This window comes from Acidovorax sp. 59, from assembly GCF_002754175.1.
Taxonomy (GTDB): domain Bacteria; phylum Pseudomonadota; class Gammaproteobacteria; order Burkholderiales; family Burkholderiaceae_C; genus Acidovorax; species Acidovorax delafieldii.
In genome coordinates this window covers 83,211-96,378 of sequence record NZ_PEET01000001.1, presented here as the reverse complement: position 1 = coordinate 96,378, position 13,168 = coordinate 83,211, and the positions used below count along the sequence as shown (strand labels likewise).

General features: G+C 67.2%; 10 protein-coding genes. 6 read left to right on the top strand and 4 right to left on the bottom strand.

The window, feature by feature from the left end; all coding sequences use genetic code 11:
• Positions 1-5: 5 nt before the first annotated feature.
• From CLU87_RS00510 to CLU87_RS00495, 4 genes are all read left to right on the top strand, one after another.
• On the top strand, positions 6-557 hold the full coding sequence (locus CLU87_RS00510) for a MarR family winged helix-turn-helix transcriptional regulator (RefSeq protein WP_099729144.1): 552 nt from the start codon (positions 6-8) through the stop codon (positions 555-557).
• 136 nt (positions 558-693) lie between these two features.
• Positions 694-2,277, top strand: a complete 1,584-nt coding sequence (locus tag CLU87_RS00505) for an MFS transporter (RefSeq protein WP_099729143.1) — start codon at positions 694-696, stop codon at positions 2,275-2,277.
• A 101-nt stretch (positions 2,278-2,378) separates the two neighbouring features.
• Positions 2,379-3,491, top strand: coding sequence for a uroporphyrinogen decarboxylase (gene hemE, locus CLU87_RS00500; protein ID WP_099729142.1), 1,113 nt, complete (start codon positions 2,379-2,381; stop codon positions 3,489-3,491).
• A 52-nt stretch (positions 3,492-3,543) separates the two neighbouring features.
• The gene (locus tag CLU87_RS00495; RefSeq protein WP_099729141.1) at positions 3,544-4,428 is read left to right on the top strand and encodes a helix-turn-helix transcriptional regulator; all 885 of its coding nucleotides are present in this window, start codon (positions 3,544-3,546) and stop codon (positions 4,426-4,428) included.
• 26 nt (positions 4,429-4,454) lie between these two features.
• Here CLU87_RS00495 and CLU87_RS00490 read toward each other — a convergent pair whose 3' ends face one another.
• Positions 4,455-4,934 carry an NADH-quinone oxidoreductase subunit B family protein gene (locus CLU87_RS00490; protein WP_099729140.1) on the bottom strand — a complete coding sequence of 160 codons (480 nt, stop codon included), beginning with the start codon at positions 4,932-4,934 and terminating at the stop codon, positions 4,455-4,457.
• 808 nt (positions 4,935-5,742) lie between these two features.
• Between CLU87_RS00490 and priA the strand changes: the two genes are divergently transcribed.
• Entirely contained in the window at positions 5,743-7,875 is a 2,133-nt protein-coding gene (gene priA, locus CLU87_RS00485) for a primosomal protein N' (RefSeq protein ID WP_099729139.1), read from the top strand.
• 90 nt (positions 7,876-7,965) lie between these two features.
• On the opposite strand, the gene CLU87_RS00480 is transcribed toward priA, so the two are convergent.
• Positions 7,966-9,927, bottom strand: a complete 1,962-nt coding sequence (locus CLU87_RS00480) for a gamma-glutamyltransferase family protein (RefSeq protein ID WP_099729138.1) — start codon at positions 9,925-9,927, stop codon at positions 7,966-7,968.
• 336 nt (positions 9,928-10,263) lie between these two features.
• On the opposite strand from CLU87_RS00480, the gene CLU87_RS00475 reads away from it, so the two are divergent.
• Positions 10,264-10,545: a cupin domain-containing protein gene (locus tag CLU87_RS00475; protein ID WP_056065545.1), complete on the top strand. Its 282-nt coding sequence runs from the start codon at positions 10,264-10,266 to the stop codon at positions 10,543-10,545.
• A gap of 28 nt (positions 10,546-10,573) precedes the next feature.
• On the opposite strand, the gene CLU87_RS00470 is transcribed toward CLU87_RS00475, so the two are convergent.
• Together CLU87_RS00470 and CLU87_RS00465 are read right to left on the bottom strand one after the other, a co-directional pair.
• On the bottom strand, positions 10,574-11,527 hold the full coding sequence (locus tag CLU87_RS00470; protein ID WP_056065542.1) for an AEC family transporter: 954 nt from the start codon (positions 11,525-11,527) through the stop codon (positions 10,574-10,576).
• A 111-nt stretch (positions 11,528-11,638) separates the two neighbouring features.
• Complete coding sequence (locus CLU87_RS00465) at positions 11,639-12,928, bottom strand: ABC transporter substrate-binding protein (RefSeq protein WP_099729137.1); 1,290 nt, start codon at positions 12,926-12,928, stop codon at positions 11,639-11,641.
• Positions 12,929-13,168 lie beyond the last annotated feature (240 nt).

Here is a 13,168-nt window from a genome sequence, read left to right as displayed (position 1 = left end):
CCCTGATGCCCGCGCCTGCACCGGCCCCCCACCCACCCGCCGCGCCCGGCCACCGGCTGGCCCACCCGCAGGCTGCGAACGACCTGCTGATGTACCGCCTCAACCGCCTGATCGCCGTGGCGGGCAGCCTGGTGGTGCGGCTGTGCGAAGGCGGCTACGGCATCACCCGCCGCGAGTGGGGGCTGATGATGATGCTGGCGCAGCACCCCGGCATGCCCCCGGCCGAGCTGGCCCAACGCCTCGGGTTGGACCGGGCGCGCACCTCGCGCGCCATCACCTCGCTGCTGGCCAAGAAGCTCATCACCCGCGACGCCATGCCCGGCGATCGGCGCCAGGCCCGGCTGTCGCTCACAGCGGCGGGCCAGACCGTGCACGACGAGCTGTTTCCGCAGGTCAAGGCGCTCAACCAGGAGCTGCTGGCGGGCCTCAGTGCCGAGGCGGTGGCTGGGCTGGACCAGACCCTGGCCGACATGCAGCAGCGTGCCGAGGCGCTGGTCGCCACCCGCACCGACGTGCCGCGCACCTACCGGCTGCGGGGCGGGCGGCATGTGGATTGAGGGGGATTGCAGAATGGAGTTGCCCCAAAACGGGGAACCGGCGATATCCTCAAACCCGCCCTGAGCTACCCGCCCACGGCGCACCCGCGCCCCCCACGTCCCACAACGGCCCACGCACACCCAACGCCCACCCTCCATGTCCCAGCACTCGACCTCTTTGTGGAGCCCCTTGCGCCAACCCGCGTTCCGGGGCCTGTGGATCTGTGGTGGCATCTTTTTTGTGGGCAGCGGCATGCAGAGCATGGCGGCGGCCTGGCTCATGGTGGAACTCACGGGTTCGTCGTTCCTGGCTGCTCTGGTGCAGACGGCGGTGTTCATGCCCATGTTTTTGCTGGCACTCCCTGCCGGCGTGCTGGCGGACACCACCGACCGGCGCCGGTTGATATCGGGCGCACTGCTGGCGCAGGCCGGGGCGTGCGCCTTGCTCACGCTGCTGACGCTGGGGGGCTGGAGTGGCCCGGCGTCGGTGCTGTTTCTGGTGTTTATCTGCGGCTGCTGCACGGCAGTGCTCACACCCGCTTGGAACTCGTCGGTCATCGACCCCGTGCCGCGTGACGAATGGCCCCAGGCCATCACCGCCGTGAGCATTGCCTACAACGCCGCGCGCGCTGTGGGGCCCACGATGGCGGGCCTGGTGTTTGCGCAGCTGGGCGCGGGCTGGGTCTTTGCCGTCACGGTGACCACCACGCTGGTGATGTGGGAGTCCATCCGCCGCTGGCCGCCCAAGGCGCACCCGCCCTCCAAGCTGCCCGCCGAACGCCTGTGGGGCGGCACCCTGAGCGGCCTGCGCTTTGCCTGGCACTCGCGCATGATCCTCGCGCAACTGGTGCGCGTGATGGCCTTCAGCGCAGCGGGCTCGGCCCTGTGGGCGCTGCTGCCGGTGATTGCGCAGCGCCAGCTCGGCACAGGTGCACAGGGTTTTGGTCTGCTTATGGGCTGCTTGGGCACGGGCGCCGTGGCGGTCGGCCTGGTGCTGGGGCGGCTGCGCGCGCGCTTTGGGCTCGAGGCCATCGTCGGCGCCGGTGGTGTGGTGTTTGCAGTGGCCATGCTGGTGGCTGCACTGACCCACATTGCCTGGGTGGTCTACATCGCCATGCTGTTCGCGGGCGCTGCCTGGATGTCGGCCATGTCCACCTTCAACACCGCCACGCAGGCCAGCGCCCCGCAGTGGGTGCGCTCGCGCGCAGTGGCGATGCACATGGTGGCGGCGCTGGGCGCGTTTGCGATGGGCTCGGCTTTCTGGGGCGCGTCCTCGGATCTGATCGGACTCATGCCCACCCTGTGTGTGGCCGCCGCGCTGATGGGCGCGGGACTGCTGCTGGCCCGCCCCATGCCGCTGCGCATGGGCGCGCTGCATGAGGTGACCCAGGCCACGCCCTGGGACGAACTCTTCATCGAGGCCGAGCCCCTGCCCGAAGCGGGCCCCGTGGCCGTGGAAGTGGGCTACCGCATTGCCCCCGGCACCGATGCCGCCTTCCTCGACACCATCAGCCGCATGAAGGCCCCGCGCCGCCGCGACGGCGCCACCTTCTGGCGCATCTACAAGGACCTGGGCGAGCCCTCGCGCTATGTGGAGCGCTTCATCGTCGAGTCCTGGGCCGACTACTTGCACCAGCGCGCCCGCGCCACCATGGCCGACCAGGCCCTGGAGACCGAAGTGCGTGCGTTTTTGGCGCCGGGCGAAGTCGTGCGGATGTCGCACTACATTGCAGAGCGATAGATGCCCTTGAGCCGACCCGTCGTGGTTTCGGCTTGATGCGCGTCAATTTCCGCAGCCGGATCGGGTGCCGAGGCCGGCGGACTGCCTGCGACAATCGCACCATGACCTTCGCCCCCCTTGCCAACGACACCTTCCTGCGTGCCTGCCGCCGCCAGGCCACCGACTACACGCCCCTGTGGCTCATGCGCCAGGCGGGGCGCTATCTGCCGGAGTACAAGGCCACGCGCGCCCAGGCGGGCAGCTTCATGGGCCTGGCCACGAACGTGGACTACGCCACCGAAGTGACCTTGCAGCCGCTGGAGCGTTTCCCACTCGACGCCGCCATCCTGTTCAGTGACATCCTGACCGTGCCCGACGCCATGGGCCTGGGCCTGTCGTTTGCCGAGGGCGAAGGCCCGCGCTTTGCCAAGGTGGTGCGCGACGAAGCGGCCGTGGCCGAGCTGGCCGTGCCCGACATGGACAAGCTGCGCTACGTGTTCGACGCCGTCACCAGCATCCGCAAGGCGCTCAATGGGCGTGTTCCTTTGATCGGCTTCTCGGGCAGCCCCTGGACACTGGCCTGCTACATGGTCGAGGGCAAGGGATCGGACGACTACCGCCTGGTCAAGAGCCTGATGTACGCCCGCCCCGACCTGATGCACCGCATCCTAGCCATCAATGCCGACAGCGTGGCCGCATACCTCAACGCCCAGATCGACGCGGGCGCACAGGCTGTGATGATTTTTGACAGCTGGGGCGGCGTGCTGGCCGACGGTGCTTTCCAGGAGTTCAGCCTGGCTTACACCAAGCGCGTGCTGGCACAGCTCAAGCGCACCGGCGTGGATGGCACCGATGTGCCGCGCATTGTCTTCACCAAAGGCGGCGGCATCTGGCTGGAGGACATGAAGGACATCGACTGCGAGGTGCTGGGTCTGGACTGGACGGCCAACCTGGGCAAGGCGCGCGCCATCGTCGGCGGCCAGGTGGGCGGCCCCGGCAAGGCGCTGCAGGGCAACATCGACCCCAACGTGCTGTTTGCGCCGCCTGCGCAGATCGTCACCCAGGTGCATGCCGTGCTCGACAGCTTTGGCAAGCCCCACACCGACCGCAACACCACCGGCCCCACGCACATCTTCAACCTGGGCCACGGCATCAGCCAGTTCACCCCGCCCGAGCATGTGGCGGCATTGGTGGAGGCTGTGCACAGCCACTCGCGCGCGCAGCGCCAGGGCTGACACCCCGGGCGAGGCATCCAGACCGCCCGGCACGCCGCGCAGGGACCAGGTGATGGCAACGGAACACCCCGTACCGCCGCCAGCGGAGTCCCCCACTGGCCCGCAGGCACTGCCCGCCTCGGCCCTGCAATCCCCACCCGGCGCGCTCGCAGACTGCGTGCGCGCCTTTTTCTGGCGCGACCTGGGCCGCCAGCCGCCCTACACCCCGACGGACACGCGCGTGCCGCCCAGCCCCTACCCCGGCATCATCTGGCTCACGCGGGGCACGGCCCAGCTCGTGGAATGTGCGGGCGCGACCGCCGCAGCGGCCCTACCGGCCATCACGCTGTCGGGCGCCCACCGACATCCTTACCACTCGGTCTCCTCCCGTGATGGTGATTCGTTCTGCCTGGCGTTCCAGCCCGGCGCGCTCGGGCTGCTTACCGGGCAGGACCTTGCGCCGATGACCGACCGGGTCACGGACGCAACGACCTGGCTGCCCACAGCCTGGCACCCTTTCCTCGCGGCCGTCCACGCGGCGCCCGACCATGGGGTGCGCCAGGCGCTGTGCGTGGACTTCCTCACCCCACGCTGGGCGGCCGTGGCCGACCGGCATACTGCCTGGTTGGAGGTGTTGCGCCAGGCTTGGCAGCGCGGCGCACGCCAGGCCCTGGCCTCTGCGCTGGACTGGACGCCCCGGCACCTGCAGCGACGCACCCGGCAGCTGGCGGGCCTGCGGCCTGGCGAGATCGAACGCATGCTGCGCGCCGAACATGCCCTGCTGGCCATGCGCGACGGCAACGCCGGTGCCCTCGATGCCGCCCTGCGCCATGGCTACGCCGACCAGGCGCATTTCAGCCGCGAGGCGCGCGCCCTGTTCGAAAAGCCCCCCGCAGCACTGAAGGTCCACACCCAGCAGCCGGGCGACGATGCGGACTGGCTGCTGCGGCGCAGTTGAAGCCGCCGCCCGCTGGGGTCTGCCGATTACCGCTGGATCACCTTGGGCCGCTTGATCTTGGCCTGCAGCTGCAGGATGCCGTAGAGCAGCGCCTCGGCCGTGGGCGGGCAGCCGGGCACATACACATCCACGGGCACGATGCGGTCACAACCCCGCACCACCGAGTAGCTGTAGTGGTAGTAGCCACCGCCGTTGGCGCATGAGCCCATGGAGATCACGTAGCGCGGCTCGGGCATCTGGTCGTAGACCTTTCGGATGGCGGGCGCCATCTTGTTGGTCAGGGTGCCGGCGACGATCATCAGGTCGCTATGGCGGGGGCTGGAGCGCGGGATGATGCCAAACCGGTCCAGGTCGTAGCGCGCCATGGCGGCATGCATCATCTCGACCGCGCAGCACGCCAGCCCGAAGGTCATGAACCACAGGCTGTCGGTGCGTGCCGCCTGCACCACCTCGTCCAGCCGGGCCAGCACAAAACCGTCGCGCTCCATGGTGGGCGCATCTGCCATGGGGGAAGAAGAGTAAGTAGTCATGGCGGCATCGTCGCCACAAGTCGCCGCGCCGTCTTGAAGCAAAGCGACATGGACCGCCGTGACACCAAGAACGCCAGACACTCCGGGCCCTGCGACAATCCCCGGGCATTTCGCAGCAGATCCGGCGTCCCCGCCAGCGCACTTATGCACAAAGTTGAAGCATCCTCATACCCGGCGCGACTTCGTACGGCAACTTGCAAACAAACCTCATCACGACGCTAAGTGCTTGATTTATATGGCGTTAAATCCCCTGCTTTTTTGACAGGCAATCCAGCCAAAGCACGAATTGACAAGGACTTGCGAAGCAAACCCAAGGGATATCAACAAAGTTATCCACAGAAATTCTGAATTTCTTACAAATCCCCTGTCAAATCAAGCACTTGCAGGCCATATCGAAGAAACGCATGAACATGGGCTCACGCCGCTAGCACAAAAAGGGGGCAACCTGTCCTCTTGACGAAGTCCTGCTGTCCGACTTATGCACACAAAACGTGATGCAGCGCAACATGGGGGCGCTGAATCGGCTTAGCACAAAAATCCGGGGCAAATTTCTTCAGATGATTGATTCATAACGATTTTTTTGGAGTGCTGTATTTCCGGGCAATCTGTTCGCAGCCAGCACTCATGCGGCTTGGGCGGGGGTCGGGACAGGATGTCAACAAAGTTATCCACAGAAATCCGGGATTACTCACACACCCACGGCAAATCAAGCACTTAGCCGCCAAAGCTCCAGATCACATCCACAACGCGCACTAAGCCTATTTCTCCTCCATAGCTCGTGTCTATGCCCTCCTCCCTCGTCCACGTTGCCCTGCAGACGCCATCGCACAGCGGAGTCGGCGACCTGCTGAGCTACGCCAGTGAGCGCCCACTCTCACCAGGTACGCTGGTGCGCGTGCCCTTGGGCACGCGCGAGGTGCTGGGCGTGGTGTGGGACGCCGACGAAGCCCCCGGTGAGCTGCCCGATGGCGCCACGCTGCGCCCCATTGCAGGTGTGCTGGAGGGCGTGGCGCCCCTGGATGCGTCCTGGCGCCGTCTGGTGGGGTTTGCAGCACGCTACTACCAGCGCGCCTTGGGCGAGGTGGCCCTGTCGGCCCTGCCCCCTCAACTGCGCGACCTGCGCCCCGAGCAGTTGGCACGGCGGCTGCGGCGCCCAGCCAAGGGCGCAGGAGACACCTCACGCACTATTGAAAACATAGCACTCAGCGCAGAACAAGAAAGCGCCAGGGCCCGAATTTCCTCAGAAAAAGGGCCTTTCCTGCTGTTTGGCAGCACCGGCAGTGGCAAGACCGAGGTGTATCTGCGTTGCGTGCAAGAGATGCTGGAGGCCGACCCCACCGCCCAGGCGCTGGTGATGGTGCCCGAGATCAACCTCACGCCCCAGCTGGAAGAGCGCTTTGCAGGCCGCTTCGCTCCGCGCTTCGGCCCCGGTGCCGTGGCGTCGCTACACAGCGGCATGACCAACCCGCAACGCCTGGCCAGCTGGCTGGCCGCGCACAGCGGCAGCGCACGCATCGTGCTGGGAACGCGCATGGCGGTGTTCGCCAGCCTGCCAGGTCTGAAGCTCATCGTGGTGGATGAAGAGCATGACCCCAGCTACAAGCAGCAGGAGGGCGCGCGCTACTCCGCGCGCGACCTGGCCATCTGGCGCGGACGCGAGCAGGGCGCGAAGGTGATCCTGGGCTCGGCCACGCCGTCGCTGGAGAGCTGGTACGCCAGCCGCCCAGCCACGGCCGAAGACCCAGAAGGCGGCCGCTACGTGCGGCTGCACATGCCCAGCCGCATTGGCGCCGGTGCCCTGGCCCGTGTGCGCCGGGTGGACATGAACCAGCAGCCCCGCCGCACCGTGTTCAGCGCGCCGCTGCTGCAGGCCATTACCGAACGCGTGGCGCGTGGCGAGCAGAGCATGATCCTGCTGAACCGCCGGGGCTACGCGCCCGTGCTGCACTGTGTGGACTGCGGCTGGAAGAGCGACTGCCCGCACTGCAGCGCGCACCAGGTGTTCCACAAGACCGACCGCACCCTGCGCTGCCACCACTGCGGCTACACGGTGCGTGTGCCGTTTCATTGCCCGACCTGCGGCAGCCCCGACATCCACCCCATGGGCAAGGGCACCGAACAGCTGGAGGAGCAGCTCGGCACGCTGCTGCGGGAGGTGCTGCGGCCCGACCGAACGCCCGCCCGCATCGCCCGCATCGACGCCGACACCACCAAGGCCAAGGGCGCGCTGGAGGCCCAGCTGGCGCAGGTGCATTCCGGCGAGGTCGATGTGCTGGTGGGCACGCAGATGATTGCCAAGGGGCACGACTTTCGGCGCATCACGCTGGTGGCTGCGGTGCAGCCCGACGGCGCGCTGTTCAGCAGCGACTTCCGCGCCGCCGAGCGGCTGTTTGCACTGCTGATGCAGGCAGCGGGCCGCGCCGGGCGCGACGCCGCCTACATGGCCGCACAAGCGGTGCATGGCACGCAGCCCGAGATGTGGGTGCAGAGCTTTCACCCCCAGCACGCCGTGTTCGAGGCGCTGCGCAAGCACGACTACGAAGCCTTTGCGGCCCAGCAGCTCAAGGAGCGCGAAGAGGCCGCCATGCCCCCGTTCTCGTACCAGGCGCTGGTGCGGGCCGATGCGCGCACGCAGGAGGTGGCGCAGGGCTTTCTGACTGCGGCCACCGCTGCCGCCCACGCCGCGCAGTTGCCGGGTTTGCCAGATGGCACGGTGATCCTGTTCCCGCCTGTGCCGCTCACGATCCAGCGCGTCGCCAATGTGGAACGCGCCCAGATGCTGATGGAAAGCAGCAGCCGCGCCACCCTGCAGCGCTTCCTGGCCGCATGGCAGCCGATATTGCAAGCCACGCGCAGCCAGCCGGAGCACAAGGGGTTGATCCGCTGGCTGGTGGACGTGGACCCGCTGGCGATCTGAGGCGCGCGCGCAGTCTGTCGCAGCGGCCAAAAACAAAGGGGGCTGCGCTCTTCAACGCAGCCCCCGCATCGTCAGAGCGTGGTTCGCCGTTTACAGCGCGCCGTCACCCAGCACGATGCCTTCACGTCGCGGGTCCACGCCGCCTTCCAGCTTGGTCTGGCCGTTGCGGTTGACCCGCATGATGGTGGAGACGCCGCTCGACTGCGCGGCGTTGTTCACCGTGTGGCCCTTGGCCTTGAGGCCGCCGATCAGGCCGGTGAGGTCCAGCGCCGTGTTGGCACCATCCACGTTGGTGGTGGGGCTGTTGGTGGCGCCAAAGTTCACCAGCGATGTGGCTTGTTGAGCGTCCAGGTTCCAGTCCACCGCGCCGACCACGGTCTTGAGCACGTACTGGATGATGGTGCCGCCGCCGGGCGAGCCCGTGGCCATCACGAAATCACCCGGTTCCGTGCCCTTGAACACCAAGGTGGGTGCCATGGTGCTGCGGGGGCGTTTGCCGGGGGCCACGCGGTTGGCAATGGGCACACCCGCACCGTCGGCGGGCTGCGCCGAGAAGTCGGTGAGCTGATTGGTCAGCAGGAAGCCGCCCACCATGTGGAACGAGCCCATGCTGGACTCAACCGTGGAGGTCATCGACACCACGTTGCCATAGGCATCCACGATGGAGAAGTGCGTCGTGCCGCGCTCCACCGTCTTGTCCACACCCAAAGGCACATCGCCCAGTGCCCCCGCAGACGCCGTTCCCAGCGACTTGCCATCCGGCTGGATCAGCGCCGCGCGCTGCTTCAGGTAAGCCTTGTCCAGCATGGTGGACACGCCCTTGCCAGGCAGCGGGATGAAATCGGTGTCGGCCACGTACTTGTCACGGTCGGCATAGGCCAGGCGCTCTGCCTCGGACACCAGATGCACACCCATCACGCTCGGCACGCCGCCTTCATTGGTGGGATTGGTGGGGCCGTATTTGGAAAGGTCGAAGTTCTCCAGAATGCCCAGCGCCTGCGCAATGGCGATACCGCCCGACGACGGCGGCGACATGGTGCAGACGTAGTAGCTCGCGCGGTAGGTGGTGCACACCGGCTCGCGCTTTTTGGCCTGGTAGTTCTTGAGGTCGTTCACCGTCATCAGGCTGGGGGTGATGGGCGTCTTGGCCGCATCATCGCCCACCGCCTGGGCTGCCTTGGCCACGATGGCCTCGGCCAGCGGGCCGGAGTACATCGCGTTGGCACCGCCGCTCGCCAACGTGCGCAGTGTCTGGGCGTAGGGCAGGTTGGTCGTCACCGTGCCGGTGGCCTTGGGGGTGCCGTCGGCGTTGAAGAACGCGGACACCGCATTCGCGTCCAGCGCCAGGCTGGCGGCGTTGCCCTTGATCGCGTCGCCCATGCGGCCGGGAATGCGGTAGCCGTTGGTGGCCAGCTGGATGCCTTCGTCAAACAGCTTGTCCCAGCCCAGCTTGCCGTGTTCCTTGTGGGCCATGTCCAGCATGCGCATCACGCCAGGCACGCCAATGGAGCGGCCGCTGCGCCGGGCGCTGGGCACGGGCGCGGGGGACGAGGCGTCGCCCTGGTCCTGGCGCACCAGGTAGTAGCCGTTGGCGGCAGCGGGGGCGGTCTCGCGGCCGTCGTACGCCACGACCTTCTTGGTGTTGGCGTCGTAATACATCATGAAGGCGCTGCCCGCCAGCGTGCTGGACTGCGGCTCCACCAGGCCCAGCACGGCCTGCACGGCCACGGCAGCGTCCACCGCCGTGCCGCCGGCCTTGAGCACGTCACAGCCGGCCTTGGTGGCCAGCGGGGTGTTGGCCACCACCATGTATTTGCTCGATTGCTTGGCCTTGTAGCCCAGGCGGTAGCCCGATGCCGCCTCGGGCGCGGCCGGGTCGCCCGCCACGCCAGAGCCCACCACCACAGCCGATCCGGAGCTGGATACCACCGAGCAGCTCTGGGCATTGTTGTCCACGGCCAGGTCGTTGTCCGAGCCGCTGCCGCAGCCCGACAGCACCAGCGCAACGGCCACGGGCGTGAGTGCCCACAGCACAATATTCCTCTTCCTCATAGTGAATCTCCTGTTGTTGTCCGTTCGTGGGCATGGATTGACCACGTGGCATCGTCGGCGCAAAAAGCGTGCCCTGTCGAATGTTTTTTCGTATCGTTTTCTCAAGGCAGCCATCTCAGGAAGGCAACGACAGGCAGGCCAAGGCGGCGGCACGACAGCGGCACGGCCACATTGTCTGGACGACGCATGCGCGCGAGCCCCGCATGAAAAATCGAAGCAAATCCGGCGGTAGCGCTAGTGCATCATGCGCTGGTAGCTATCATTTTTGATAGTCCGAGTCCCCGCTCTGGCTTTGAGCCTGCACCTACACTGCCCCGTACCGCAGCAGGAGACCCCATGACCCCCGAACAATTTGCAGACGAACTGGCCCGCGAAGGCTTTGAGCCCGCCGTCACCGTGACCCGCGAAGCCGGGGGCATGCTAGGTGACCACACCCACCCGTTCGAGGCCAAGGCGCTGATCCTGTCGGGTGATATCCGCATCGCCACGGCTGCGTCAGAACGTGTGTACCAGGCGGGCGATGTCTTTCACCTGGCGGCCGAAGAGCCGCACTCGGAGTTCTACGGCATGCTGGGAGTGCAGTATCTGGTAGGGCGCAAGACACCCCCGGCGGCCTGACACCGCCGCACCGCAGCAGCCTGGCGGCTCAGGTCAGCAGCGCGACGGCGGCGGAGAAGCTCAGAAACGCCAGCGCAGTGGACACCAGAATGATGCGCGCCACCCGCCCGTTGTTGGCGCCGAATTTCTCGGCCAGCAGCGACACGTTGCTGGCGCTGGGCAGCGCCGCCAGCAGCACCATCACCGTGAGCGCAAAGGGCGTGAGCGGCACCCCCAGCGCCATGGCCGCCGTGCCTGCGCCCCACACCAGCAGCGGGTGCACCAGCAGCTTGGCCAGCGCCACCGGCACGTAGTCCCGTGCAGGGACCTGCTCGTGCTGGTTCATCTGCGAGCGGGCCAGCACGGCCCCAATGGTGAACAGCGCGACGGGCGAGGCCGCGTCGGCCAGCATGGCGATGGTCTTGTCCACCGGACCCGGCAACTTGAACTGCAGCGCCGATGCGAGCGCGCCCAGCGCAATCGACCAGGGCATGGGGTTGGTGGCCATGCCCCTGAAAGCACTTTTCAGCGCCACGCCCACGCCGTGGGTGCCCGCCCCATCCAGGCGCGAGAGCGCAATACACAGTGAACTGGTGATGACCATGTCCACCACGATGGTGACGATGGCTGGGCCCGCGCTCTGGGCACCCAACAGGGCCACCAGCAGCGGCACACCCATGAAGCCCGTGTTCGGGAAAGCTGCGACGAGCGCACCAAAGGCCGCGTCGTTCCAGCCGATGCGCGCGTTGCGCGTAAGCGCCACCGTGGCGCCCACCATGACCAGCGCACACAGCACATACACGCCTGCCACGGCCGGGTCCAGCAGTTGGTGGATGGGTGTGCTGGCGCCAAAGCGGTACAACATGCACGGCAGCGCAAAGTACAGCACGAAGGCGTTGAGCCCCGGGATGGCAGGTTGCGGCAGCACGCCGCGCCGTGCGGCGAGGTAGCCACAGAGCACGAGCGCAAAGAAGGGGAAGGTGACGAGCAGGACGGACAGCACAGCCCGATTGTCCTTGTTGCGCCTGCAGCCAGGGTCTGCGGCGCCCGGGGTGGTCAGCGCAAAGTCAGGTGGGTGGGCTCGCGGGCGGCGAGCGCAGACATCCGCTTTTTGTTATTGCTTGCGCTGAATGATGAGGTTGCGCTTGGCATCCTCCGGGTAGGCAAAGGTGATGGCGCCGTTCTTGACCATGCCCATGACCAGCATGTTGCGCGTGATCGCGTCCTTGTCCTGCGCGCTGAAGGGCTTGTCGTAGGTGGTGACCACGCCGTAGTAGGTCTTCATCTTGCCCTCCAGCGATTCCTTGATGGCCTTGCCGTTCAGGTTACCGTCGCGGATGCCGAGGAACGAGTACATCAGCAGATAGGTGGCGTCGTAGGCGTTGGCTGCCGCCATGGGCACGGCCACCTTGCCTTGGTACTTGCGGGTGTAGCTCGACAGGAACGATGCCCGGCGCTCGTTGCTGGGCTCGGCGATGAAGGTCTGCACCATCAGCGCGCCCTCGGCCGCGTCCTTGGCGCCTTCGAGGAAGAAGGGGAAGGACAGCGGCCACGGCCCCACCTGCGGCACCTTCCAGCCCAGCGCCTTCTTGCCGTTGGCAATGGTGGCGTTCTCCGGCCCCACGGTGTAGCTGTAGACCACGTTGGCACCCGCGTTGCGCGCCGCAGTCAGCTCGGCCGTCAGGTCCTTCACCCCCAGGTCAAAGCGCGCCACATGCACGGGCTTGAGGTTCTTGGCGGCCAGTGCGGCCACCACATCGTTGTAGCCGCCTTCGCCATAGCCGGTCTTGTCGGCAAAGATGGCGACCTTGTCCCAGCCGCGTTTGACGATGTCGTCCACCAGGAAAGGCGCCTGGATCGCGTCGCGCGCCTGCACGCGGAAGATGTAGCTGTCGGGCGCGGGATATTTGGCCGTCACGGCTGTGCCTGTGGCGCAGGGCACGATGAGCGGGCTTTTGGCGTCCTGAAACAGGTCGATGGCCTTGAGCGCCACGCCGGTGTTGCAAAAGCCGATGGTGGCGACTACCTTCTCGGCCAGCAGCTCCTGCGACACCCTGCGGCCCTGGTCGGGGTCGGCCCTGTCGTCCTTGATGACCAGCTCCAGCGGGCGGCCCAGGTAGCCGCCCACGGCATTGATCTCATCCACCGCCAGCTTGATGCCGTTGAGCATGGGCACGCCAAAGTCGGCCGACGGCCCCGTGAACGGCCCCACCACGCCGATGCGCGCGGGGGCGTTGCCCCCCACCTGCGCATGCGCCACCCGTGGCAGCAACGCCGCAGCCGCCAGCACACCGGCAGCCGCCAGGGCGGACCAGGCGGTCCATGCAGGCAGTGGCAACCGGCGGCGGCCCGCCCGGGGCGCGGCGGCAGTCAGAGCGATGAAAGGCGGGGTGGCAGGGTTCATGGCGGTGCTCGGTTCACAACACTCCCCTCCCGACAAAGGGAAGGACTCGCCAACCAGTATCAAATTGTGAAAACAAAGCCCCTAGCGGGGTTTCCCGGAGCACAGGGCCCGCGCGCGGGTCCGGCAGCGGCCCCGTCAGCAGCCTGTCAGGCGCTGGTCGCGCATGGGGCGGCGGCCGATACCCTCGCACCGCAGCTGCCGGGGGCGCGCCGGTATCATTGCGCCCTTGCTCGGCACACC

What these genes read in the sequence shown, in the direction of transcription:
- CLU87_RS00510 (WP_099729144.1), top strand. Translation starts at nt 6, where the DNA reads ATGCCCGCGCCTGCACCGGCCCCCCACCCACCCGCCGCGCCCGGCCAC.
- CLU87_RS00505 (WP_099729143.1), top strand. Translation starts at nt 694, where the DNA reads ATGTCCCAGCACTCGACCTCTTTGTGGAGCCCCTTGCGCCAACCCGCG.
- hemE (WP_099729142.1), top strand. Translation starts at nt 2,379, where the DNA reads ATGACCTTCGCCCCCCTTGCCAACGACACCTTCCTGCGTGCCTGCCGC.
- CLU87_RS00495 (WP_099729141.1), top strand. Translation starts at nt 3,544, where the DNA reads ATGGCAACGGAACACCCCGTACCGCCGCCAGCGGAGTCCCCCACTGGC.
- CLU87_RS00490 (WP_099729140.1), bottom strand. Translation starts at nt 4,934, where the DNA reads ATGGCAGATGCGCCCACCATGGAGCGCGACGGTTTTGTGCTGGCCCGG.
- priA (WP_099729139.1), top strand. Translation starts at nt 5,743, where the DNA reads ATGCCCTCCTCCCTCGTCCACGTTGCCCTGCAGACGCCATCGCACAGC.
- CLU87_RS00480 (WP_099729138.1), bottom strand. Translation starts at nt 9,927, where the DNA reads ATGAGGAAGAGGAATATTGTGCTGTGGGCACTCACGCCCGTGGCCGTT.
- CLU87_RS00475 (WP_056065545.1), top strand. Translation starts at nt 10,264, where the DNA reads ATGACCCCCGAACAATTTGCAGACGAACTGGCCCGCGAAGGCTTTGAG.
- CLU87_RS00465 (WP_099729137.1), bottom strand. Translation starts at nt 12,928, where the DNA reads ATGAACCCTGCCACCCCGCCTTTCATCGCTCTGACTGCCGCCGCGCCC.